The following is a 22,076-nucleotide window of genomic DNA, read 5'->3' on the forward strand; positions in this document are numbered from 1 at the left end:
TTGGACTCGGCGGGGAACTTACTGGACTGAGGGCTCGTTCCTCCATCGTGATTCCCTCCCTGTGCCCAGAGAGGGAGGAATTTCAGATGAAAACTCAGGGGGGAGTTTCGCATGAAAGCTGACACGGGCTAACGCCCACGCTGAGCGGCCGCGGGCGAGCATCGCGAGCCCGAGGTCCGCTCAAGCGTGATGTTCGGCAACATACTTGAGCGCGACTCAATAGAGAATCGACGGCAGATATGCGCCGGTAGGCGCGTTATACAGGCCGATCGTCATGAGCGTCGCCTGAGCGACGACACGAAGATTGTTGGCCAGGCACCAGCGGAACAACTCACCGTTGCGAGACGGCAAAAGGAATCCGGGCCCAAGAAAGGACTGCGCCGCTCCGATCAACGCCTTCAGGTCATCGTTGGTCTCGCCGACGGCATGATGGAACCAGCCAATCGCAGTCGAGTAGCCAGTAATCCGTCCGAGACGTTCGACGACGTTCGCGGTTCCGTCGCGAATGGCGTCCGCCAACTCCCCGGCCCGGTCGTGGCCGTGTACGTGGAAGCAGAGCGCATTGCAAGCCGGGGCGTCCTCTGGGCGGGCTGGGCGCACGTCATATCCGGGGATCTTCAGGCGGAGAGACGGGCCCTGTAATCCCGAGATTGTCTCGCGGATCTCGAAGCCGAGCTTCGCGTAGAGCGCAAGCGAGCGGTAGTGCCACGCGATTTGCAGGAGGCGGACACCCGGAATACGACGCTCAACGGCTCGATCCATGACCGCCCGCATGAGCTGGCGGCCGAGCGTGCTGTTCATTACTGGGGGATCGACCGAAACTGGACCGATGCCGGCGATGGTCGACCGCTCGTCCAAAAAGTTGCAACCCACGACTCGACCGTCGACCTCGGCTACGACGGAATAGAAGCGAGGATGGGAGAGGAGCATCGTAACGACATCCGTGGCGGCTTCGACCGAGGGGAAATCGGGTGGGAAATTGTGTTGCTGCCCGATCGACTTGAACGCCTCGTACTGGATGCGCCCACATTCCTTGGCGTCTGCCGCAGTGCCAGGACGTAGTCGGACGTTCATGATCCCCTCCTTTGCTGCATCGCCTATGTTGCCGAACTATTAAGTGAGTTGCGACAGGGACCCTGAGGCTGGCGGCCTATTCCTGACAGTCCCCTGACCCCTGTCGAGCAAAAATCGTAGGCATTGTTGTCAGGTACGGAAAGCGTGTCAAGTGCCACGTGCGGGCAAACACTGCCACTCCGCGAAGGCAAGAAAAGGGGTCGGGAGTCGTTTCCTGAATGTCTGTGCTCTATTAAGACTCCCGACCCCGTTTTCTTCTTCCTCGACCCCGTTTTCTTCTTCGCTACCGCGGGGAGGAGGTTGCCGACAACCTATAAATGACTCCCGACCCCTTTTCCCGACCCCTTTTCATTCCCTCGTGAGGGTCGTCCAAACCGGTGCTAGAGCGCAAGTGCAAATCGCAGGGCCTGCCGGACTTGGGACATGCGGTCGGAACTCAATGTTGTGATGAGCGATCCGATCTTACCTTTGGACACGGTCTGGATGTGATCGAGGTTGACGGCGCAGGGTCGGGGCATGCCGTCGGCTTCGGTGAGCAGAACCTCGGACGGGATGTCACGGATCGTGCTGGTCACGGGCGCCACGGTCACTTCCCCAAGGAATTCGAGCGCCGAGTCCCGCGTGAGGATCACTACCGGCCTTCGCTTATCTGGACTGGGGAACTTGTACCAGCGGACCTCGCCGCGTCGCATCAGTCGCCCCAGACCTGCTCACGTTCCCAGACGTCGAACTCCCCTCGCTTGGGCGGCTTCTTGGCATACCCTTCCCGCTGCTTGCGCTCGAGGTCCTGCATGCGGAGCCGCTCCAGCGCCGAACGGAGGGCGTCCCTGGTGAAGGCCGACCGAGTCGTCTTGAGCCGCTTGGCGGCCTTATCGATCAAACTGACCAACTCATCGTCGAGCGTCATTTGTACGGTTCTCATCCTTCCTCCGATACAAGAATAGCTATAATAGACAACATTCATATAGACATCGCTGTCGAAATGCAAGCGCAGGCTCAATCGAGCCGCGTCCAGGCCAAGTCGGGCAAAGTTTCCCCTTTCAGCCGCCTCCCTACTTGGCTGCCGATTTCTTCTTGGAAGGAGTCACTTCCCACTCGATGCAGAAATTAGGTTGCCTTGTGGACCGATCCGAAGAGAGCACTGGAGTCTCTGTCGCGCAGTTCGAACGAATAGGGGCCGAAGTCGGGCAAAGTGAATATCTTGGTCTGATCGGACGGCATGACAACTGGCGGGCATTCTCCGGTCCGTTTGCAGTCCTCTACCGCCGCTACAATGGTATCTTGATTCTCATCAAACTCCTTCATGTCTATATAGTAGTTGCCATGGATACTGTCAGTCGCAGAAATCAGCCCAGGCTTTACCAGTGCGACATTGGCTAGGCGGCAGCGGGCAAAGGCACAGCACGCTGCCGCCAAAAGTGGAGTGGATGTGGGCCACCGATCATAGATTCGCTTATATGCTTCGATTCGCAAGGCCTTGTTCAGGACGACACCAGATCCGAGAGCTAATATCTCGATCAGAGGTTTCGCACCTGCTGGCTTGCGGCTCCAATATGCGTGCATCCACCGGGGATCCGCGTTCCAACCGAGGTTAAATGTGATCCACTCGGAGTCCACTTCAGTAAGTGCAGACGCGTCGAACTGAACCGCACTGATGTACCGCTTCAGATGCGGTATCCCCCAGCGATCGAGCGCTACGCGGGCGTCCTCTTCGGACCGGAAGAAGTACAGGCCGTGGAGCCGCGAGACGCAATCGCGGTAACCGCGCTGTCTGATGTACTCAAGTCGCAGCTCATTCTCGAAACGCTTCGGCTGATGATTTTGGACATAGCTTTGCAGCAGAGAATACGCCCAGAGCGAGACGCCAAATCGCTCGCCGGTGATTTCCGTAACAGACTGCAATCGACCGATAGCCACCTCCCATGCGACCATCGGATGATCGATGTTCAAGTAAGCGAAGAACGTCTCCCTGGTGGCCACGATGGCAGCAACCTAACTGTTAAGTGAGTCGCGACAGGGCTGGCGGCCGATTCCTGACAGGCCCCTGCCCCAGTCGAGCCAAAATCGTCGGCATTGTTGTGAGGTAGGGAAAGCGTGTTAAGGGCCGCGTGCCGGCAAACACTGCCACTCCAGCGGCCAATCTCCCTATTAGCTCGCAGCCTCTTTGTGCCAGCGGGTAAGAAAGGGGGTCGGTGGGTGAAAAAGGGGTCGGGAGTCGTATCATGAGTGTGCACTATTAAGACTCCCGACCCCTTTTTCTCTACTCTTGTTAGACACCGTGGGGATGACTCAGCTTTCGAAGCGCTTCGTCCAGGTCACGCAGTTTGGTTGCTATTAACCCAGTGTTGTGTTGGGCTTGGGACAGCTTGGCAAGCAGATTACTCGCCTCATCCGATTGGCCGTTCTCCAGAGAGGCTGCAAGGGACTGTACCAGTTCGGTAATTGCTTTCCATCTCTTGCCCCCGAAGCGTGTGTTACGCCAAGCGGGATGGCCGAAGAGCTTGTGGAGTTGCTCAAGGTTAACTTTGAACCGTTGTTCAAATGGAAGAAGGGCAGCTTGCACAGTCTCAGCCTGTTTCGCCTCTGAACGAGTGCTTTGCAGCGCCTTCCACGCCTCGTTGCGGTTCTTGGGCAACCCTACAAGATGCTCCCATTGCTTCTTCCATTGCTTCCATTTTTCCGGTTCGACGGCCCGCTCTCGAAGCTCTCGAATGAGATGCCGCACATTGCGCGCCTCGTGGTATACGAGGGCTGTGTAATCGACAAGCAAGGGTAGGTGTTCACAAGCGTTATTCACAGGGGACGGCCTCTCGTTTCTTGCTGGGCGTCTAACGATCGAGCCCTAGCTTGCGTGCGAACGCCTCTAGGATTGCTTTTTGTTCTCGTGTTTCGACCGCATGAGGTCGCGCCGTGCGAACGTGTTGAATCGCGTCCTCCGCTGTCTTACCCTTCGCCACCCAGTAAGCCGCCGCGAACGTGCCGGTTCTGCCGGTGCCGCCTTCGCAGTGAACGACGATCTTCGTTCCGGGAGGCAATCCATCAACGAGTCTGACGAACTGCTCAAGTTGCTCCACTGTCGGAGGACAGAAGTCCTGCACGGGTATGTTGTGTCGCTCATAGCCGAGCGCTGTGATGCGGGCGATGTCATAGCGCGGTGGCTGCTCCTCCTCACAGAGCAGAGAAACGAGCACCCCAAAGCCGTCGCTTCTCAACTGTTCGAGGTCGGTAGTGGTTGGATTCCTGCTACCCAGTAAATGAGGTCTGTCGATCCACCATGTATCCATCGTCGCTTCTGCCTTCAGTGTCTAGAACCTATCTCAAAATTGGAAATCAGCGTTCTGGACCAGAGCAGCTGCGCGAAGTTGAAAAGCCAACGCGTGCGTTTTCAGGCAAATCCGGAACTTTGTGATGCTCATGGTTGTGTTGAGGGAGCTAGGCACTCCCCAAAAAACGATTTTGAGATAGGTTCTAACTATTAAATAAGTTCCGCCACGGACCCTTCTGCTGAAGGCCGATGCCTGACAGGCCCCTGCCCCCTGTCGAGCCAACATCGTCGGCATTGTTGTCAGGTGCAGCAAGCTTGTCAAGGGCCACATGCCGGCAAACACTGCCACTCCGGCAGCCGGTCTCCCTATTGGCCCGCGGCCGCTTCACGACCCTTTTCAGTCCCTCGTGAGGGTCGTCCAAACCGGTGCTAGAGCGCAAGTGCAAATCGGATGGCCTGCCGGACTTGTGCACTATTTAAGACTCCCGCCCCCTTTTTCGCGTGCGATCACTTTTCTTGTGCCCAAGTAGCCTCTAGCGTCTAGCCGCGCCTCGGCCTTTTCGTAATATCACTTTCACCAGTTGATTGGCCGGCGTCTTGTAAATCTCAAACTCAGAAATATTCTTGTCTGTAATACCGATCTGGTATTCGATGCCTCCACGATGTTGGTGGCTGCGATACTTGCTGGCTCTTACTTCGTCGTTCGACATTACCCAATACACGATTTCATCGACCCATACCCCAATGAATACGAAGACATCGCATAGATCAAGTTTGAGCTGCTGAAAGTTCAGCCAGAACGGTTCCCTGGATCGAAAGTGGAGAGCTTTGGACACCAGGTCTCCTCGCCTTTTGGTGTGGATAGCCCTCGCGGCTTTAACTTCAATTCGAACACCATCTAACCAAAGATCATATTGCCCTTCGTGTTCGGGATCTAGCGAACGGTCGGGTTTCTGGAACCTCGGATCAACATCTCGAAGGTGAGTTTCGCCCCATACTTGACCGAAAATGCGAGGTGCCAGACCGAAAAGCCCCAAATATCGGTTGGCTGAAACGTAGTTGTGTCGTAGCTTCTCATATTCCCCGAAGCGGATAACTCGTCGGTCGACAAGGAATGTCAACATGTATTCATATTCGTTGAACGGAAAAACAGAGGTTAGACCTTGGAGTCTCGCCTTCAGCAGGCGCTTGTCCTCCCCTTCCAAGCTAAGGGCGAGGCGATCAAGGTAAGCCCGAAGAGCCTGTAAGTTCACCTGCCGCGGTCCTCTGGGTCGACTTCAGGAAACGGGCTGGCCCATTGCCATCCAGTCCTTCCTGTTTTTCGATAGTGCTCCAGGCGGCGAATTGTTATCTCGGCAAAGATTGGGTCGCTGTCGAAGGTAAACACACGCCTGTTGAGCCGCTCCCCGGCGATCAGGGTCGTTCCTGAATGACAAAAGAAATCGGCTACTAGGTCACGCTCTCTTGTGCTCGCCAGGACTATACGCTCTATGGCTTTCAAAGGTTTCTGAGCATAACATCCGGGCACGTTTTCCTCTAACCTGTAAAACACTTGTTGTATGTCAACCCAGACATTACCCGCACGGATGTTCTCGGACTTGGAGCGCTCCAGGTTTTCTTTGACCTGGCCATTAATGTCCTTGTAGTAGCCACGCAGTATTTTGGGGATGTCTGTGTACTCAGCTTCCACGTTGAAGGAGGGATTGCCCTTGACATAATACAGAAGCTCTTGGCGTACCCACATCCAATTCAGTTGAGTTCCGTAGCCTCGTTGGTTTCTCACTGTTATAAAGTTCCTCGCTTTCACTTGCTCGTGGAACTCACGCATGAGGATCATGAAATCCGGCAGAGGCTGAAATTTGTCCTTGTAATCTGCACCCATCCAGATATATAGGTGCGCGTTGTCATCAAGCGCGTCTAAAGCATTTTTGACCCATGCCCTGGAGAAATCCAAATAGGAGGAGATTTCGACTTTCGACAGGTTAGGGCTGTCTGTGTTCCCGACGATCACATTATAAGGAGGATCGCTGACTACCAACCGCGCCTTTTTAGAGCCCATGATCCTCAAGACGTCCTGGGGATTTGTGGCGTCCAATACCCCGACACGATGTCCTCTGATTGGGTCCTCCCATACTTGCCCGGATTTTAACCGACAGTAGCGCACCAGACGCTTCCTCAAGTCTGGGTTTGCGTCTACCCTTTCGAGACGTTCTCTTGTTTTCCCACCTTGTCGTCCCGTCTTGTCTAGACGAATCGGAGTCGGGCTAACTCGTGGGAACAGAGAACCTTGATCTCGTAGTTTCATTTGACGAACTCCATCAACCTTAACGTTTGCACCTCAGAAGCCCTGTGCGGCCTAACGTCCGCGATGACGCGCTAGAAGCGCACGGCGCTTTCTGGCGTCGCTGTCGATCGCACGGTTAGGCTGATACACTGCGACTCGAGTCACGGTCAGCGCCAGGCCAGATATATTTGAAAGATGAGGCCGATGGTCATGACAAACGTCAGAAACGCAAGAACTCGCGTGAGAATCACAATTTCTTGTGTCTGGCGCGATGCCACTTCGTTGAAATTGCGAATAGTCTCGTGAAGCTCGCGAGTGGCACCAGAACCGGACCACTCCGACAAAGGAATTCCTCCACTGGTCATGGGATATTTCCTTTCGTTTATTTAGCAGCAGCCTAACGTCCCGCTTCAGGCGCGCGCCGCTCGCGGCGCGCCGCTCTGGAAGCGGCGGTTAGCTTGCCCGCCCCCGTAATCCGTAGGCGTTTAGCAAGCGAGGCGTTCGCTCTTTTCCAGCGGCCAAACCAGTTCTTGAGTCCAAGATAGTCCACGTAGCGAATAAGCAGTTCGGCGTCAACGTTCTTCGTTCCGCCGCGTTCAATCTCGGCGAGTCGATATCGGGCTACCTTGAGCGCGGCGGCTGCGGCCTTCAGATCAAGGCCGCGCTCAGCGCGTGCGCTCGCGAGCCGAACAGCGAGCGGGTGAAAGCGGAAATGATCTTCGGGGGAAACGCCGTAACGGTTCAGCATCCCGACCAACAGCTCGCCCATAAGCTGTCTGAATCTTTGCCCGAAAAACCGCACCTCTTCTGCGGTGAGGAGCCTTCGCTGAAGTTTTTCGAGCTTCGACATCGGCACGGTCTCTGTTCGGGGCAATCTAACTATTAAGTGAGTTGCGACAGGGACCCTGAGGACGGCGGCCGATTGCTGACAGGCCGCTAACCCCAGTCGAGCCTAAATCGTCGGCATTGTTGCGAGGTACGGCAAGCGTGTCAAGGGCCACGTGCGGGCAAACACTGCCACTCCGGCGGCCTGTCTGCCTATTGGCCCGCAGCCTCTTTCTGCCCGATCGGAGCACCACGGTCGCCTATCCCTCACCGGTCTGCGGGGTTGCGGATATTTCGTCCCCCTCGATTCTGGACATGCGTATAGATCATCGTGGTGCTTACGTCCTTGTGCCCAGGGAGTTCATGGAAGGTCCTGGTGTCGGAGCTGTCCAGAAGCAGGTAGGCTCCAAACGCGCTAGACAGTATAGCGGCCGGTCCAGCGCGGCATCCTTTTCCTTATGGGGAAGTGGCCATGCTTGCGGTTATGTCATTGATGACATATACGAATCCTATTGGCATCAGCCGGCAAGCCGCTGGTTCGGCTGCATGGACAGGTACAAAGCCCGCCCTTTTCTCCCGCGGCCCGGCTCGAGGCCGGCGTGCTGCTACGCCGTTTGCAACGCGGTGAGAACCTGGAAATGCCACATTCCAGGCCTATGCCCAGCGTCGGCCCGCGTTGCCATGAACTGAGGATTCAGGATGAACGGGCGTCCTGGCGCATTGTGTACCGTGTGGGTTCCGATGCGATCGTGATCGTCGAAGTCTTCAGCAAGAAGACGCAAACCATTCCGCGGTAGGTCATTGAGGTGTGTCAGCGGCGCTTGCGTCTGTACGATCAGGCAGCACGAGAGGAGGTGCGGTAATGGACAAAGCAAAACGCAAGCGGCTTGAAGCGCGCGGGTGGCGAATCGGGACGGCAAGCGATTTCTTGGGACTGAATCCGGAAGAGACCGCGGTGGTCGAGATGAAGGTGTGCTTGAGCCAGGCGCTGCGCTCGCGCCGCGAAGCTCGAGGGCTTTCGCAGGTCGCCCTTGCCAAGCGACTGAAGTCGAGTCAATCGCGAGTGGTGAAGATGGAGGCGGCGGACCAGACCGTTTCGATCGACCTGCTCCTGCGAGGGTTGGTGGTGCTCGGTGCGACGCCGCGGGACATTGCGAGGGTCTTGGGGCGCGACTCCGGGGTGGCCGCTTCACGCCCACGTCAGCGGCTCTTTGCATATCCTTCCATCCTTAAGAGCTCCCCCACATTCTGATCATTGACGTACACGTCGGCGAGCAGGCGGCCGTAGATATCCCGCCCGTGCGGGACGAGGCGGATCTGCCCGTCCTTAAGAAGCCTGGCCAGGCGTTGCGTGGCGTCAAAGCCGCCGGTCTCGGTGAGTTCGGGCGTGTCGATCCCTCTGATGCGAATCCGCTCCATGCCGTACCGAATCGTGTCGCCGTCGATCGCCTGAATGTGCCACGGGTCCAGCAGATAGCCCGGTCCGCCCGTGGCGCTCAAGGCACGATGGGGGAGGGATCGCCGCAGGGATGATCGCGGCGCGCGACTGTGCCAGCGCAGTTTGCGGTGCGGGCGCCGCCCTTTCTTGATGTGATGTCCGTGCAACGGCGTTCCGGCGGACCGGAGTCGGCGTTGGCTGGGTTGAGTCGGATTCCAGCAGAGATCGCAATGGGTGCGCAGGTCGCTTCCTAAGCCTGCCGCGTAGGTGTCTGGTTGCGACGTCGATGAAGGCTGTGGACCGGCCGCGAGAATCGACTCAACGGGCTGTAGGAAAATGACCGACAGCCAGACTGCGCGCAAAACGTGTGTGGAGACCATGGGCGGCTCCGCTCCGTGTGGAATTCCGTCACATGCGCGAGACAAGAAGCACAGCCCGTGCCACTCGAAGATTGTGGCCTCCGCTCGGTTGACAAGGGAGAAAACCGCGTGCTGGAATACCGACAGCCCGATGGGCTGTCGGAGCGAGAGATGCGTGAAAGGCGGGAAATGCGAGACTCGCTTAAGGCGATCCTGGCGGTCCGGCGTTTCGCGCGGGTCTCGCGAGTCGCGCTAGGAGGTTAAAACATGGATATGTTCGGCAAAGTGGGGTTGGTCGAGATCCCTGTCCTGATTGCGCCCGATCAGAAGGCGTGGATGGATAAGATGATCAAAGAGGGCAAGATCGCCATTCCGCCCGGCGGGACCTTGGAGAAGGGCTCGCTTTATTCGATGTTCATCCGCATGCTCCTGCATAACGCGATGGAGGAGCAGAAGCGGCAGGAGGCGCTAGAGGCGCAGGACGAAGATGATGAATAGAAAAACGTGAAGCGTATCTCGTGAAGCGCGCACGACCACCGGGAAGAGACTCGAACTGTATCTTAAACGATCCGGACCTGTATCGTTCCAGATACATCTGGTGGAGTGCGGAGAATGATCGCGCTCTGTTATTCAAGCTGATTTATTAGATGACGAGATACGGCCGTCTAGAGACTTTTGAAGGCCGCGTGCGCGGCTGCGATTGTTTTCTTGATGTCGGCGTCGGTGTGGGCAGTTGAGAGGAACGCCGCCTCGAACTGGGACGGCGCGAAGTAGACGCCCTTCTCCAGCATTCGGCGGAAAAATTTCGCGTAACGCTGCGTGTCCGACTGTTTCGCCGTCGTCCAGTCCACCACCGGCCCCGCGGTAAAAAACGCGCCCAGCATCGACCCCACCCGCGTTTGCGTCAGCGGCACTCCGGCTTTCCGAGCGGCCTCACCCAAGCCCTCCGCCAGCGTCGCCGATCGTTCCTCGAGTTTTGAGTACAAGCCGCGCGCCTTGAGCCGAGTCAGCGTCTCGATGCCCGCTGTGACAGCCAGCGGATTCCCCGACAGCGTCCCGGCCTGATACACCGGCCCGGCCGGCGCGATCAGATCCATGATCTCTTGCTTGCCTCCGTAGGCGCCCACCGGCAATCCTCCGCCGATGATCTTGCCCAAACAGGTCAGGTCCGGCGTCACCCCGTACAACGTCTGCGCGCCGCCGTAGTGCACGCGGAATCCGGTGATCACTTCATCGAAGATGAGCACGATGCCGTGTTGCTCCGTCAGGTGTCGCAAGGCCGGGAGGAAATCCTGGCCCGGCGGCACGACACCCATGTTGCCCGCGATCGGCTCGACGATGATACAGGCCAACCGTTGGTGGTGTTCCCTGACCAGTTGCGTGACTGTTCTGATGTCGTTGTAGGGCGCCGTGAGGGTGTGGCGCGTGAAATCAGCCGGCACCCCTGGCGAATCGGGAAGGCCCAAGGTCGCCAGACCCGAGCCGGCTTTGGCGAGCAGGTAGTCGCTGTGCCCGTGGTAGCAGCCTTCGAACTTGAGAATCGCGTCCCGTTTCGTGTAGGCGCGCGCGACGCGGATGGCGCTCATCACCGCTTCGGTGCCGGAGCTGACCAATCGGACTTTCTGCATCGACGGGATCGCCTCGCGGATCATGCGGGCCAACCGGACCTCCAGCTCGGTCGGCGCGCCGTAGCTGGTGCCGTTCTCGGCGGCTCGCTGAATCGCTTTGATCACCGGGGCCGGGGCATGGCCGAGGATCATCGGTCCCCAGGACAGCACGTAGTCGATGAAGCTGTTCCCGTCCACATCATAGAGCCGGCTGCCCTTCGCCCGCTTGATGAAGAGCGGCCGGCCGCCGACCGAGCGGAAGGCCCGAACCGGGCTGTTCACGCCGCCGGGAATATAGCGTTGCGCTTCGGCAAAGAGCTTCTGGGACTTGGTGGTGTTCATAGTGAACAGCAGGTAGCGAATAGCCAATAGCGTAAGAAAAAAGGCGGTGCAAGGTAACATGCCGCGCGCGAATCGGTCAACGCGTGCTCATGATCGCGTCGCTTCGAGCGGCATTGCCGGAGGTGCGGGAACGGAGCGGCGGCGGTCAACCGAGCGAGTCACCGATGGTCCGTTGAGCCGCGAAGTGCGCGCCGCCGAGAAAAAACGGCTGAGGAAGGGGGCTGGTCCGCGGAAGTCGGGCTCGTGCGAAAATCTCAGCGAAGTTCCGTTCCGTGCATCCGGGCGAACAGCTCCCAATCGAACTGCTTGGGCGCGACGGCGTGCAGAGGAATCGTCTCGATGGTCGCGGGGTCGCGATAGGCCACCATACAGCCGACGATCGACTCCGGCCGTTCCACCAACCGCCGCACGGTCTCGTATGCCAGATGCTGCGCAATCGCCTTGTCCTCGGGAGTCGGCGGCGCACCCCTCAAGGTATGACCGAGAATCGTCGCTTTGGTCGCGAGCGTCAGCGGATAGCGGCCGGGTCTTGCCTGACGCTGCGGCCACCGCGCAATCGTGTTCGCGACGTAGTCGACCAGTCCGTGGACGCCTCCCTCCCGTGCATGGCGGTGGGGCGTGCGTTCGGCCACCACAAACAGATGGCTCTTGTTCGGCACTCCCAGGGTCCGCTTCAGCGTCCCGAGAATGATGTCATCGATGTAGGCGTCGGGATCGGGATGCTCGTTCACCAGGACTCCCTCCGCCCTCGCCTGATAGGCGCAGGCCAGCGCGAGGTGACCCGATCCCGCCCCCATCACCTCGACGAAAAACACGCTGCCCATCGCCGCGCTGGTCGCCTTCAGCGATTCGATGGACTGGTTCGCCAAGGCGACCGCGGAGTGAAAACCGAGTGACGTGGTGCCCGCGATGTTGTTGTCGATGGTGCCGGGAATCCCCGCCACCTGCACGCCGAAGGTTTCGTAGATGGCGCGGGCGCCGCGCAGGCTGCCGTCGCCTCCCAGGACGACCACGGCGCCGTCCTCCAGGTAGGGTTCGAGGTGGCGCATGGCGGCCACTTGAACCTCTTCGTCCTTGAAATCCTCGAAACGGCTGCTTCCGATCGGGCTGCTCGCATGACTGCTCATGCCGCGCGTATCCTCTTCCGTGACCGCCTCGATCCAGTTGTTGGCCAGGCCGAGAAATCCATGGCGGACGAAATAAATGTCGAGTCCCAGGCGGTTCCCGGTCACGCGCAGTTCCTTCAGCGCGGCTCCGGCGCCGGCGAAGTCGCCGCCCGACACCAGCGCGATGAGTCGCTTGAGGCGTCGCGGCTTCAACGTCACCCGGTCCTTCCGAGCCTGTTCGAGGGAGACCCAGGCGTCCCGCGCGGCGCGCTCGCTTTCCGACAGCCCCACCGCGGTGGAGTATCCGGAGAGCTGGCCGTTCTCGAACGTCAACAGGACGACGTTATCTTGCCCCTCCTTGTATTCGCCGAACTCGGTGAAGGCCTCGCGGAACGGCCGGGGGTCGAGGAAAATCCTGAGCGCCCGCAGTGTGGAACTGTGGGTGTACAAGCAGAAGACCGCTCCCGGCCGGGACCGGCCCAAGACATGGAGCCCGTCGATGACGTCGAGATAGAGATCGAAGAACGAGTGTCCTCCGGGATGGCTGTAGAAGGGATGCTTGAGGAGTCGCTTGGCGGTGTTTCCATCCACGCTGAACGCCGTCGCCGCTTCTTCCACTTCGGTTTGCTTGTCCAGTCCGGTCGCCCAGCCGAAATCCTGGGAGTCCAACGCCGGTTCGATCTCGACGCGCGGGCGCTCGGACACTCCGGGGAGCAGCGCGGCGACGATGCGCTCGCAAAGCTGTTTCGTATTGGGCGTGCTGCTGGTGAGATGGAGAAAGGTGCGCGGATCGAGATAATTGTGGAGACGGAGATAGTCCAGTTGCTGGCCCACCACGCCGATCATGCGCGCCAGCGCCGCGCCGACCGCATCCGCCTTCTGCACGCCCCGCTCGGGGTCCAGCACGTTGGCCAGGCGGCGCCCCACGCGATGCGTTTTGCTCTCGACCCGGGAGATGCCGTGACGCATAGTGAAAAACAGGGTGCGACCGGCCAGGTCACGCGGCAGCAACCAGAATCGGTCGTCGCCCAAATCCAGCACGATGCGACCTTCCGCCAGTTGAGGCGTCAAATGCGCGCGCGGAACGATCGCGACAGGCCGGCGGTGGACGGGCTTCTGAACCGCTCCGATCGGCGCCCGGTAGAGCGGCGCGAGTTCGCCTTCCGCGAGGAGTCGGTTCCAGGCGGCGAACCAGACCAGTTCATCGCCTCCGCAACTCTGGGCGAGCAGGGCCCTCCGCTCGGCCCGGTAGATCTGGGCGCTGGGGAGGCCGGCTTGCGCGCGCCGGACGAAGGCCCGGATGCCGTCCATCGCTTCCCGGACACGCTGTGATCGAGCGGGGGAGGGAACGGGAGGCGGCGGGAGGTCGATGCCCTCGCTCGATGTTCGGCGGGCCAGTGCCTCCCCGTACCTCAGTAAGCCTTCAACGGTCACGAAGTCCAACTTGTCCGTCGGCGAATTCATGCTCACCTCTCCGCCTCGTCAGGAGCCGGCAGGTCTGGTTTCCTTCGCGCGCCGGGTCATTCGTCGCGCACGAACGGGTGTTCCTTTGCGGCGGAAAAGCGCGTTTGCTAGAATGGCGGCGAGTTGCGACGGGCGCGGCGACGAATGTTGACGACGCGCCCCCGGACCGCGCCCTTCCGTCTCACCACAAGATGGTCCGCACGATCAATCTTGTCAAGCGGGAAGACCGAGGCATGCGCAAAGCGAAGATCGTCTGCACCATCGGCCCGGCCAGCGATTCCCCCGCGCTGCTCGATCAGCTCATCGAGAGCGGGATGGACGCCGCGCGGCTGAACTTCTCGCACGGCAGTCATGAGTCGCATGGGCGCGCCCTTCACGCGGTTCGCGCGGCAGCCGAGCGTCGCCGGGTCGCGGTGGCCGTCATCCTGGATCTCCAAGGACCGCGGATTCGCGTCGGTGAGCTGGATGACGGTGGGGTGGATGTCGTGCCCGGTCAGCAGGTGATTCTGCAGACCATGCTGTTGCGTTCCGGCGGCCAGATCGGCGCCCACACCGTCGCGCGGGCGGGAACCCCCGGCGACGTTCCCGAGATACCGGTGACCTACCCCTACCTGGCGCGCGATGTCCAGCCCGGGGCCCGGATTTTCATCGATGACGGGCTGGTCGAGATGAAGGCGAATCGGATCTCGGGCGGCGCCGTCGAATGTACGGTCGTCGCCGGCGGTCGGATCGCCTCCCATAAGGGTATCAACCTCCCCGGCACACGGGTCAGCGCTCCGACGCTGACCGACAAGGATCGAGAAGACCTGCGGTTCGGCATCGCGCAGGGGGTGGATTACGTGGCGCTCTCGTTCGTGCGGGGGCCGGAAGACATTCTTGACGCAAAGAACCTGATCGCGGACTGCGGCGGCGATCAGCCGGTCATCGCGAAGATCGAGCGGGCGGAGGCTATCACGGCCCTGGATGCGATTCTGGAGCAAGCCGACGGGGTCATGATCGCGCGCGGCGATCTCGGAGTCGAGATGGGGCCGGAAGCCGTGCCGGTTCTGCAAAAACGCGTCATCGCGGAAGCGAATGGTCGCCGTCGCCTCGTGATTACCGCGACCCAGATGCTGGAATCCATGACCCACAAGACCAGGCCGACCAGGGCGGAAGCCTCGGATGTCGCGAACGCCGTCTTTGACGGAACCGATGCCGTGATGCTGTCCGCGGAAACGGCCATCGGACGGTATCCGGTCGAGGCGGTGCGTGTGATGGATCGCATTATTCGGGCGGCGGAAGAAGGCACCGGGCCGGCGTTCGCGCGTCGGGCCGACGACGGCCGCGGCGAAGTCTCCTTTCCCGAAGCCATCTGCACGTCGGCGTCGGCGGCCGCCTCCGCGGTGGGCGCCAGCGCCATCGTGGCTTTCAGCGAATTGGGCATGACGGCTCGTCTCGTCTCCAAGCAGCGTCCGCACGCGCCGATCATCGCCTTTACCCCGTTCGGAGCGGTCCGGCAACGGATGGCGCTCTATTGGGGCGTGATTCCCCACACGATGCCGCAGATCAACCAGACCGACGAGCGGGTGAGCGAAGCCGAACGACGGTTAAAGGCGGAAGGGCTCGTCAAAGCCGGGCAGCGGATCGTGATCTTGTCGGGGACCCAGATCGGCCGGCCCGGCGGGACCAACCTGATGAAATTGCACGAAGTGACGTGAACACCGATCGTCAACGGTCAATCGTCATTCGTCAATCGATTCAGACCGCGCGCATTCACGATTGACATATGACCAGTGACGGCCGGTGCATCTTGTCGGAATGTCCGCCTGGACCATTGACGAATGACGATTGACGAATGACGAAACACCGGTGGCTGCGACTCACGATAGTGAGCCTCCTGGGTGTCGTGTTGGCGGCGGGCCCGGGGTTCACCCAGACCGGGTCGATCGCGAATTCGCCGGCTGAGGTGGTCAAGAAATACCTTTCGCTGGATGCCCGAGGGGCTCGGTTAGACGGCATGTCCTTCGACGCGGTCGTGCCGTACATCGGGTGGAAGGAAGAACCGGCCTGGGGGCATGTCGTCGTGATCGAGAGCTACGTCGTGCCCGAGCAGTTGAAGCAATGGGAGATCGTCAACATGCTGGAGGTCGTGATTCCCGTCGAGTTCCGGGTGCTCGGCGCCGTCTACCTGGAGACGGCGTCGTTCATCCCGGAGGACGCGACCGAACAGGTCAAGATCCGAGTCCGGGCGGTGAAGAACCGCTGGCGGATCGTCGAGCCGATCCTGCCGCCTCACGTGGGGCAGAAGCGCATGCTCAACTTCGTGCGGGAGGCCATCCTGCAGGAATCCGATGCCGGCCGCCGCGCGCGACTGGCCGCGCTCCGGGACGAATTGCGAAAGGCGAAGTGAATGGCCAAGAAAGCGCCGGTTGATCTCCTGATCTTCGACCTGGACGGGACGCTGATCGAGTCCAAGTGGGACATCGCCCACTCGGTCAACCTCACGCTGGAGGAACTCGGGCTGCCCCGCCGCCCGCAGGAAGAAATCTTCGGGTTCGTGGGGGACGGCGTCAAGCGCCTGCTGCGGCTGGCGGTCGGCGAGGAGAACCAGGCCGAGTACGAGGAGGCCTTGCGCGTCTTTCGCGGCCATTACCTGGCGCACTGCCTGGACCGCACCCGGTTTTATCCGGGCGTCGAGACGGCGCTCGCGCATTTCGCCGACAAGCACAAGGCGGTGGCGACCAACAAATCCATGGAATACACCAAGGTGATTCTGGACGGGTTGGGGAGCCACCACTTCGCTTATGTGATCGGCGGCGACGACGGCTACGGGCTGAAGCCCGAACCGGGGATGCTGCTGAAAATCATGGAGGCGTTGCGCGTCCCTCGGGAGCGGACCGTGCTGATCGGCGACAGCACCAACGACATCAACGGCGGGCACAACGCCGGCATCCGCGTCTGCGCGGTCGGCTACGGGATGGGGAATCGCGAGAAGATGGCGGCCTGCCAACCTGACTGGTTCATCGAACGACCGGAAGAATTGATGGAGATCTTTATATGAAGAAGAAAACGTTCCTCGTCTCTCGTCTCTCGTCGTTCGTCGCTCCTTCCTTGCGAGATACGCTTTACGCTTCACGTATGACGACGCTAATTTTCGTCCTGACCCTCGGCCTCAGCCTTAACCTGAGCCTCGATCTGCTGCACGCCGACATGTCCGGGCTGGCGGAGCGGGTCATCGAGCATCAACTCTCGAACGGCATGAAGGTGCTGATGGTCGAACGGCACCAGACGCCGGTCGTCTCGATCAACCTCACCTTCGGCGTCGGCGGCATGAACGAACACACCGGCCGCACCGGCGTGGCCCATTTCTATGAACACATGGCCTTCAAAGGCACCAGGAGGGTCGGCACGAAGGATTACGAGAAAGAACGCCCGCTGCTGGAGGAGTTGCATCGGCTCGGCAGCGAAATCGAGCGGCGGCAGCGGGAAGCGGCGGCGGTGAAAACGTCGGGCAGGAAGGAAGCCGACGGCGCGCCTGCGCTCGATCAGCTCATGCAGCGATTCCAAGAACTGCAAGACAAGGCCGGCGAGTACGTGGTCGGCAACGAGATGGCGCTGCTGTACCAGCGTCACGGCGCGGTGGGGCTGAACGCCGCCACGGGCAAGGACCTCACACGTTACATGGTCAGCCTGCCTTCGAACCGGCTGCCGCTGTGGGCGGCCCTGGAGGCGGACCGCATGGCCCACCCGGTGCTGCGCGAATTTTATAAGGAACGCAGCGTCGTGATGGAAGAGCGGCGGCTTCGGACGGACGACAATCCCCACGGGCTCTTGTTCGAGGCCTTCACGGCCGCCGCGTTTCAGGCCCATCCGTACGGACTTCCGACCATCGGGTGGGCGTCGGACATTCAAGCGCTCACGCCCGCGGCGACCGAGGAGTTCTTCAAGACCTATTATGGGCCGGCAGGGGCCACGGTCGCCATCGTCGGCGACATCGACCCGAAAGAGGTGATCGATCTGCTCCAACGGACGTTCGGCACCATTCCCCCGACGCCGCCCCCGCCGCCGGTCGTGACGGTCGAGCCGCAACAGCGCGGCGAACGCCGGGTCGAAGTCGAGTTCGACGCGGAGCCGACGCTGCTGATCGGGTATCACAAGCCGGGCATCGGGCATCCCGACGATTTCGTCTTCGACGTGATCGACGCGGTGCTGTCGGACGGCGTGACCTCCCGCCTGTACAGCCGTCTGGTGCGGGACAAGCGCCTTGCGGTCTCCGTCGTGACGGACACCAATTACCCCGGCGTGCGGGCGCCCAACCTGTTCGTGATCAGCGCCACGCCGTTGGCGCCTCACACCGCCGCCGAGGTGGAAGCGGCGATTTATGAAGAGTTGGAACGGTTGAAGACCGAGCCGGTGACGCCGCAGGAACTGGAAAAGGTGCTGAACAACCTGGACGCCTCGCTCGTCCGGTCGCTCCGGTCGAACGGCGGGCTGGCCTCGCAGTTGGCCTTTTATCAGACGGTCGCCGGAGACTGGCGATACGTCATCGAGGCGCGCGATCGCATCGCCAAGGTGACCCCGGAGGACATTCAGCGGGTGGTGACCCAGTATCTGAAGAAATCCAATCGAACCGTCGCGACGCTGGTCAAGACCCCCGCCAATCGCAAAGTCGCGGCGAAGGCGGGCGTCGAGGTGAAGCCATGAAGCGCGTGACACGTGAAACGTTACGCGTGAAGTGGCGGGAACAGAGGGGATTTATGTCGAACCGGTTTGCGGCAATGCCGACTGTGGTGGGCACAATCGTCGTGTGGATATTCATGACGGTCAATGGTGTCTCGGGCGCCTTTGCGGCCCATGTGGCGCAGACCGATCCGCGGCTCATGCGCTTCGCGCCGGTGGAGTTCAATCCGCCCGAGCCGGAGCGGCTGGTTTTGGACAACGGCATGGTGGTGTACCTGCTGGAAGATCACGAACTGCCGCTGGTCACCGTCCAGGCCATCATACGGACCGGTAGTTGGCTCGATCCGGCCGACAAGATCGGATTGGCCGGGTTGACCGGCGTGGTCATGCGCACGGGCGGGTCCAAGCGGATGTCCGCAGCGGACACGGACGAGGAACTCGAACGGCTGGCGGCCACGATCACGATCGGCATCGGCAAAGAATCCGGCTCCGCCATGCTGGATGTGCTGAAAAAGGATCTCAAGCGGGGGCTGCAGATCTTCGCCGACTTGCTGCGGATGCCGGCGTTCGAGCCGGATCGAGTCGAATTGGCCAAGCTCCAGGCGATCGAAAGCATCCGGCGCCGGCAGGACAGTCCGCAATCGATCGCCGGGCGGGAGTTCGCCAAGCTGATCTATGGCGCCGATCATCCCAGCGCGCGGGAAAGCACGATCGAATCCGTCACGCGCGTGACCCGTGATGATCTCGTGGCGTTCCACCAGCGGACGGTCCATCCTAACGGGATCATCCTCGGCATCACCGGCGACTTCGACAAGGCGGATGTGCTGGCCGCGTTGCGGGAGCTGTTCGGGGACTGGCCCAAAGGCGACGTGCCGGAATTGAAGATCCCCGAGGTCGTCGATGCGGGTGCCGACGGCGCCAAACCGATGGTCCGCTATATCAGCAAGGACACCTCGCAGACGCACCTGCGCGTGGGGCATCTCACCATCAAAGAGAACGATCCCGACTATCCGGCCCTTTCCCTGCTCAACGACATTCTCGGCGGCAGTTCCTTTCGCAGCCGGTTGTTCCGGGACGTGCGGACCAAACGGGGGCTGGCCTACTCCGTCGGCAGCGGGCTGCGGGTGAGCACGCACGATCAGGGGGTGTGGTATCTGCGCGCCGAGACCAAGCTGTCCACGACGCACGAAGTCATCGACCGGTTCATCGCCAACGTCGAGCGGTTGCGTAGGGAGCCGGTAACGGACGACGAATTGGAAGAGGCGAAGGAAGCCTTCGTCAATTCGTTCGTCTTCTCCTTCACCAGCGCTTCGAGCATCGTGGGGCGGCTGATGGGGTTGGAATATGACGGCTTGCCGAAGGATTTTCTCCAGCAGCTTCGCGACCAGGTGGTGAAACTGACCAAAGACGACCTCCTCCGGGCGGCGAGCAAACATCTCCATCCCGAGAGATTCAGGATTCTCGCGGTCGGCTCCGCCGAGACGTTGCCGCGCCTGCTGTCGGCGTTCGGGGAGGTGAAGGAGATTAAGTTGGCTCCGGAGGGATAACGCGGGGCTGGTCCATCGAGGCGGTGAACTCCGCTTCAGCGCGGCCCCGCCTAGCTGCTGTAGCTACCGGGCGAACGGCTGCGGCGCCTCCCATCCCCCACATCTGAATGTGGGGTGTTTTCCGATCCGCCGATACCTGTTTCAGCAGGCATCGGCGGTCGGGCCTCGCTCGTTCGTCCGCTACGCACATCAGCACGGCGCGTCCGCGAAGGCGCTCCGTCCACCGCCTCGATGGACCAAGCTCGTACAGAAGCAAGATCGTTCTCGTGTGATGAATGTTAGGTAAGCCAATGCCAAGATATTCTGAACCCATAATCCCCAAGTTCGTCGAGATCGTCGAAATCGTCGAAAGTAAATTCAGAGTCGTACGGGCCAGCACTTCGAACATACTCCATTTGTTTAGAGACACTGAGGGATCAATTGCGAGCCTGAGCGACCTGCAAAGCATTATGAGAGACATTGCTGGGCCGGGAGACTTTGGTCTATGCGTTCTTGAAAGCGAAGTTGACTTTTGGAGTCCCAGCGAAACCGTCTTACGGAAATTGAAAGACGATTATGCACACGATGGGCGATGGTGTTGCTAGAGAATTCTCCCACGGTTGGATTTTTCTACAACTCCGAAGAGGTCACGAATTCGATCCCTGGTTGGTACGCCAATCTTAGGATTACCAAATCCAACTTGGGTGGTTGCAGGTCGTTTTGTGGTATGGAGACGTTCTGGGAATTACCGGATGAGGCAGTTATCGGGGGAAAATGAACTTGGTTGCCGTCTGCCGATTAGATTTGGACTTGTTCGAGGCCAGTACTGTCCGGCCAAATCACAAATGGTCATTTATGTAGTTCTAACCAATTGATTCATAATGGGGTCGGTTTTCTCTTCATGTTCAAGTCGGAGACACGTTAACAATTGCGAAACGGCGCTCTGGTATTGGCTAAAAGTGACGTCATGCCATTTTCAACCGGACGCTACTGGTTCGAGGCGTCTACTTTGTATAGGCCTGACGGGCAGCGGGAACGGTGTGTTAGAATCGCGGCGATGAAGCGAGGCGGTCTATGAAACGGACCCATGCACTTGCCGAAAAGATTGAGCCGATCATCTACGAATTCCCGGTGAGGTATCAACACGACCGGACTGGGTGGATGGCGTGGCCAGAGGGGCTGCCTGTCACAGCCATTGCGCCGACGAAGACCGGAGTGCGTCGGAAACTCAGAGGCGCGGTCAAGGCGTACTTTCGCAGCACACTTCGTTATGGCGATCCCTTGCCTCCTCCGCCGCGTCGAGTTCCTGCCGAGGCTGACACAATTATGGTCTGCGCGTGGCCAAGCTGAGGGACCTGCTTCGGTTCCTCAAAGCCCACGGTTGGGAGCAAGATCGGCAGGAGTCTAGTCATCGAGTGTGGCGTCACCGCGATGGCCGGCGCATCGTGATCGCAGCGCATGAGAGCCAAGAACTCAGCCGGTCCAAGCTGTCAAAGATCCTCAAAGATGCCGGCCACACCTTGGAAGACTTTTTCGGCCGCTGAGAGCTTTCTTCCCTACGACAGTCGTCTTATCTACGCTGAGATCGTTTGACCAATGGACAAGACAAGTCTCACGATCACCGTCGTCCAAGGCAGCATTCTCGACGCGGAGGCTGAGGTGATCGTCAATGCGGCGAACAGCCAGGGCGTCATGGGCGGCGGGGTCGCGGGCGTGATCAAGCGGGCGGCGGGGCAGGAGGTGGAGGCGGAGGCGAGGAAGCAGGCGCCGATTCCGGTGGGGAGCGCGGTACTGACCTCCGGAGGCAAGACCAAGTTCAGGGGGATCATTCACGCGCCGACGATGCCGGGGCCGGCCATGCGGATTCCCGCGCAGAACGTCGCGGCGGCGACGAAGGCGGCGTTGGCGTTGGCGGATGAGAAGAACTTCGAGTCGATCGCCGTTCCGGGCATGGGCACCGGCGTCGGCGGAGTCGCGCACGAGGAAGCGGCCCGGCTCATGGTGCACGAGATCCGCGCCTTTTCGGCGCGCTCGCTGCGCACGGTTATCCTCGTCGATGTGGATGAGCACATGGTGAACGCGTGGCGCCTTGCGCTAGCTAATAGCGAATAGCCAATAGCGGGTAGC

Annotated in this window: 23 protein-coding genes and 1 pseudogene; 10 read left to right on the forward strand and 14 right to left on the reverse strand. The window is 60.3% G+C overall.

Annotation, left to right across the window (positions count from 1 at the left end; all coding sequences use genetic code 11):
- Positions 1–216 precede the first annotated feature (216 nt).
- From AB1555_08010 to AB1555_08060, 11 genes and pseudogenes are all read right to left on the reverse strand, one after another.
- Positions 217–1,074 carry a GNAT family N-acetyltransferase gene (locus tag AB1555_08010; protein MEW6246638.1) on the reverse strand — a complete coding sequence of 286 codons (858 nt, stop codon included), beginning with the start codon at positions 1,072–1,074 and terminating at the stop codon, positions 217–219.
- A gap of 380 nt (positions 1,075–1,454) precedes the next feature.
- The gene (locus AB1555_08015; GenBank protein MEW6246639.1) at positions 1,455–1,766 is read right to left on the reverse strand and encodes a type II toxin-antitoxin system PemK/MazF family toxin; all 312 of its coding nucleotides are present in this window, start codon (positions 1,764–1,766) and stop codon (positions 1,455–1,457) included.
- Positions 1,766–1,996, reverse strand: a complete 231-nt coding sequence (locus AB1555_08020; protein ID MEW6246640.1) for a ribbon-helix-helix domain-containing protein — start codon at positions 1,994–1,996, stop codon at positions 1,766–1,768. Before AB1555_08020 ends, AB1555_08015 begins: the two co-directional genes overlap by 1 nt.
- A 185-nt stretch (positions 1,997–2,181) precedes the next feature.
- The gene (locus tag AB1555_08025) at positions 2,182–3,054 is read right to left on the reverse strand and encodes a hypothetical protein (GenBank protein ID MEW6246641.1); all 873 of its coding nucleotides are present in this window, start codon (positions 3,052–3,054) and stop codon (positions 2,182–2,184) included.
- 289 nt (positions 3,055–3,343) lie between these two features.
- Complete coding sequence (locus AB1555_08030; GenBank protein ID MEW6246642.1) at positions 3,344–3,799, reverse strand: hypothetical protein; 456 nt, start codon at positions 3,797–3,799, stop codon at positions 3,344–3,346.
- Positions 3,800–3,902: 103 nt separating this feature from the next.
- On the reverse strand, positions 3,903–4,358 hold the full coding sequence (locus AB1555_08035) for a dual specificity protein phosphatase family protein (protein MEW6246643.1): 456 nt from the start codon (positions 4,356–4,358) through the stop codon (positions 3,903–3,905).
- 514 nt (positions 4,359–4,872) lie between these two features.
- Positions 4,873–5,592 (reverse strand): hypothetical protein, encoded by a 720-nt coding sequence (locus AB1555_08040; protein ID MEW6246644.1) that lies wholly within the window; start codon positions 5,590–5,592, stop codon positions 4,873–4,875.
- Positions 5,589–6,398: a site-specific DNA-methyltransferase gene (locus AB1555_08045; protein ID MEW6246645.1), complete on the reverse strand. Its 810-nt coding sequence runs from the start codon at positions 6,396–6,398 to the stop codon at positions 5,589–5,591. Before AB1555_08045 ends, AB1555_08040 begins: the two co-directional genes overlap by 4 nt.
- Positions 6,399–6,790: 392 nt before the next feature.
- Positions 6,791–6,988 carry a hypothetical protein gene (locus AB1555_08050; protein MEW6246646.1) on the reverse strand — a complete coding sequence of 66 codons (198 nt, stop codon included), beginning with the start codon at positions 6,986–6,988 and terminating at the stop codon, positions 6,791–6,793.
- Between the two features lie 32 nt (positions 6,989–7,020).
- Positions 7,021–7,473: a helix-turn-helix domain-containing protein gene (locus tag AB1555_08055; GenBank protein ID MEW6246647.1), complete on the reverse strand. Its 453-nt coding sequence runs from the start codon at positions 7,471–7,473 to the stop codon at positions 7,021–7,023.
- A 242-nt stretch (positions 7,474–7,715) separates the two neighbouring features.
- A pseudogene (locus AB1555_08060) lies at positions 7,716–7,862 on the reverse strand (integron integrase).
- Between the two features lie 98 nt (positions 7,863–7,960).
- Here AB1555_08060 and AB1555_08065 point away from each other — a divergent pair.
- Positions 7,961–8,245, forward strand: coding sequence for a type II toxin-antitoxin system RelE/ParE family toxin (locus AB1555_08065; protein ID MEW6246648.1), 285 nt, complete (start codon positions 7,961–7,963; stop codon positions 8,243–8,245).
- 65 nt (positions 8,246–8,310) lie between these two features.
- On the forward strand, positions 8,311–8,700 hold the full coding sequence (locus AB1555_08070) for a helix-turn-helix transcriptional regulator (protein ID MEW6246649.1): 390 nt from the start codon (positions 8,311–8,313) through the stop codon (positions 8,698–8,700).
- On the opposite strand, the gene AB1555_08075 is transcribed toward AB1555_08070, so the two are convergent.
- A complete protein-coding gene (locus AB1555_08075; protein MEW6246650.1) occupies positions 8,649–9,266 on the reverse strand; it encodes a thermonuclease family protein in 618 nt (205 codons plus the stop codon). The genes AB1555_08070 and AB1555_08075 overlap by 52 nt on opposite strands.
- A 246-nt stretch (positions 9,267–9,512) precedes the next feature.
- Here AB1555_08075 and AB1555_08080 point away from each other — a divergent pair, with 246 nt between their 5' ends.
- Positions 9,513–9,743, forward strand: coding sequence for a hypothetical protein (locus AB1555_08080; protein MEW6246651.1), 231 nt, complete (start codon positions 9,513–9,515; stop codon positions 9,741–9,743).
- Positions 9,744–9,910: 167 nt separating this feature from the next.
- On the opposite strand, the gene hemL is transcribed toward AB1555_08080, so the two are convergent.
- Together hemL and AB1555_08090 are read right to left on the reverse strand one after the other, a co-directional pair.
- Positions 9,911–11,194 (reverse strand): glutamate-1-semialdehyde 2,1-aminomutase, encoded by a 1,284-nt coding sequence (gene hemL / locus AB1555_08085; GenBank protein ID MEW6246652.1) that lies wholly within the window; start codon positions 11,192–11,194, stop codon positions 9,911–9,913.
- A 254-nt stretch (positions 11,195–11,448) separates the two neighbouring features.
- Positions 11,449–13,764 carry a 6-phosphofructokinase gene (locus AB1555_08090; protein ID MEW6246653.1) on the reverse strand — a complete coding sequence of 772 codons (2,316 nt, stop codon included), beginning with the start codon at positions 13,762–13,764 and terminating at the stop codon, positions 11,449–11,451.
- A 233-nt stretch (positions 13,765–13,997) separates the two neighbouring features.
- Between AB1555_08090 and pyk the strand changes: the two genes are divergently transcribed.
- From pyk to AB1555_08125, 7 genes are all read left to right on the forward strand, one after another.
- Complete coding sequence (pyk, locus tag AB1555_08095) at positions 13,998–15,461, forward strand: pyruvate kinase (protein MEW6246654.1); 1,464 nt, start codon at positions 13,998–14,000, stop codon at positions 15,459–15,461.
- A 137-nt stretch (positions 15,462–15,598) separates the two neighbouring features.
- Entirely contained in the window at positions 15,599–16,153 is a 555-nt protein-coding gene (locus AB1555_08100; GenBank protein MEW6246655.1) for a hypothetical protein, read from the forward strand.
- Positions 16,154–16,804 carry an HAD-IA family hydrolase gene (locus AB1555_08105; protein ID MEW6246656.1) on the forward strand — a complete coding sequence of 217 codons (651 nt, stop codon included), beginning with the start codon at positions 16,154–16,156 and terminating at the stop codon, positions 16,802–16,804.
- A 77-nt stretch (positions 16,805–16,881) separates the two neighbouring features.
- Positions 16,882–18,447 (forward strand): pitrilysin family protein, encoded by a 1,566-nt coding sequence (locus AB1555_08110; GenBank protein ID MEW6246657.1) that lies wholly within the window; start codon positions 16,882–16,884, stop codon positions 18,445–18,447.
- Positions 18,444–19,970: a pitrilysin family protein gene (locus tag AB1555_08115; GenBank protein ID MEW6246658.1), complete on the forward strand. Its 1,527-nt coding sequence runs from the start codon at positions 18,444–18,446 to the stop codon at positions 19,968–19,970. Before AB1555_08110 ends, AB1555_08115 begins: the two co-directional genes overlap by 4 nt.
- 1,316 nt (positions 19,971–21,286) lie before the next feature.
- Positions 21,287–21,493: a type II toxin-antitoxin system HicA family toxin gene (locus AB1555_08120; GenBank protein MEW6246659.1), complete on the forward strand. Its 207-nt coding sequence runs from the start codon at positions 21,287–21,289 to the stop codon at positions 21,491–21,493.
- Positions 21,494–21,545: 52 nt separating this feature from the next.
- The gene (locus AB1555_08125) at positions 21,546–22,061 is read left to right on the forward strand and encodes a macro domain-containing protein (GenBank protein MEW6246660.1); all 516 of its coding nucleotides are present in this window, start codon (positions 21,546–21,548) and stop codon (positions 22,059–22,061) included.
- Positions 22,062–22,076 lie beyond the last annotated feature (15 nt).

The sequence above is a fragment of the Nitrospirota bacterium genome (genome assembly GCA_040755395.1).
In the GTDB taxonomy this organism is placed as follows: domain Bacteria; phylum Nitrospirota; class Nitrospiria; order Nitrospirales; family Nitrospiraceae; genus DATLZU01.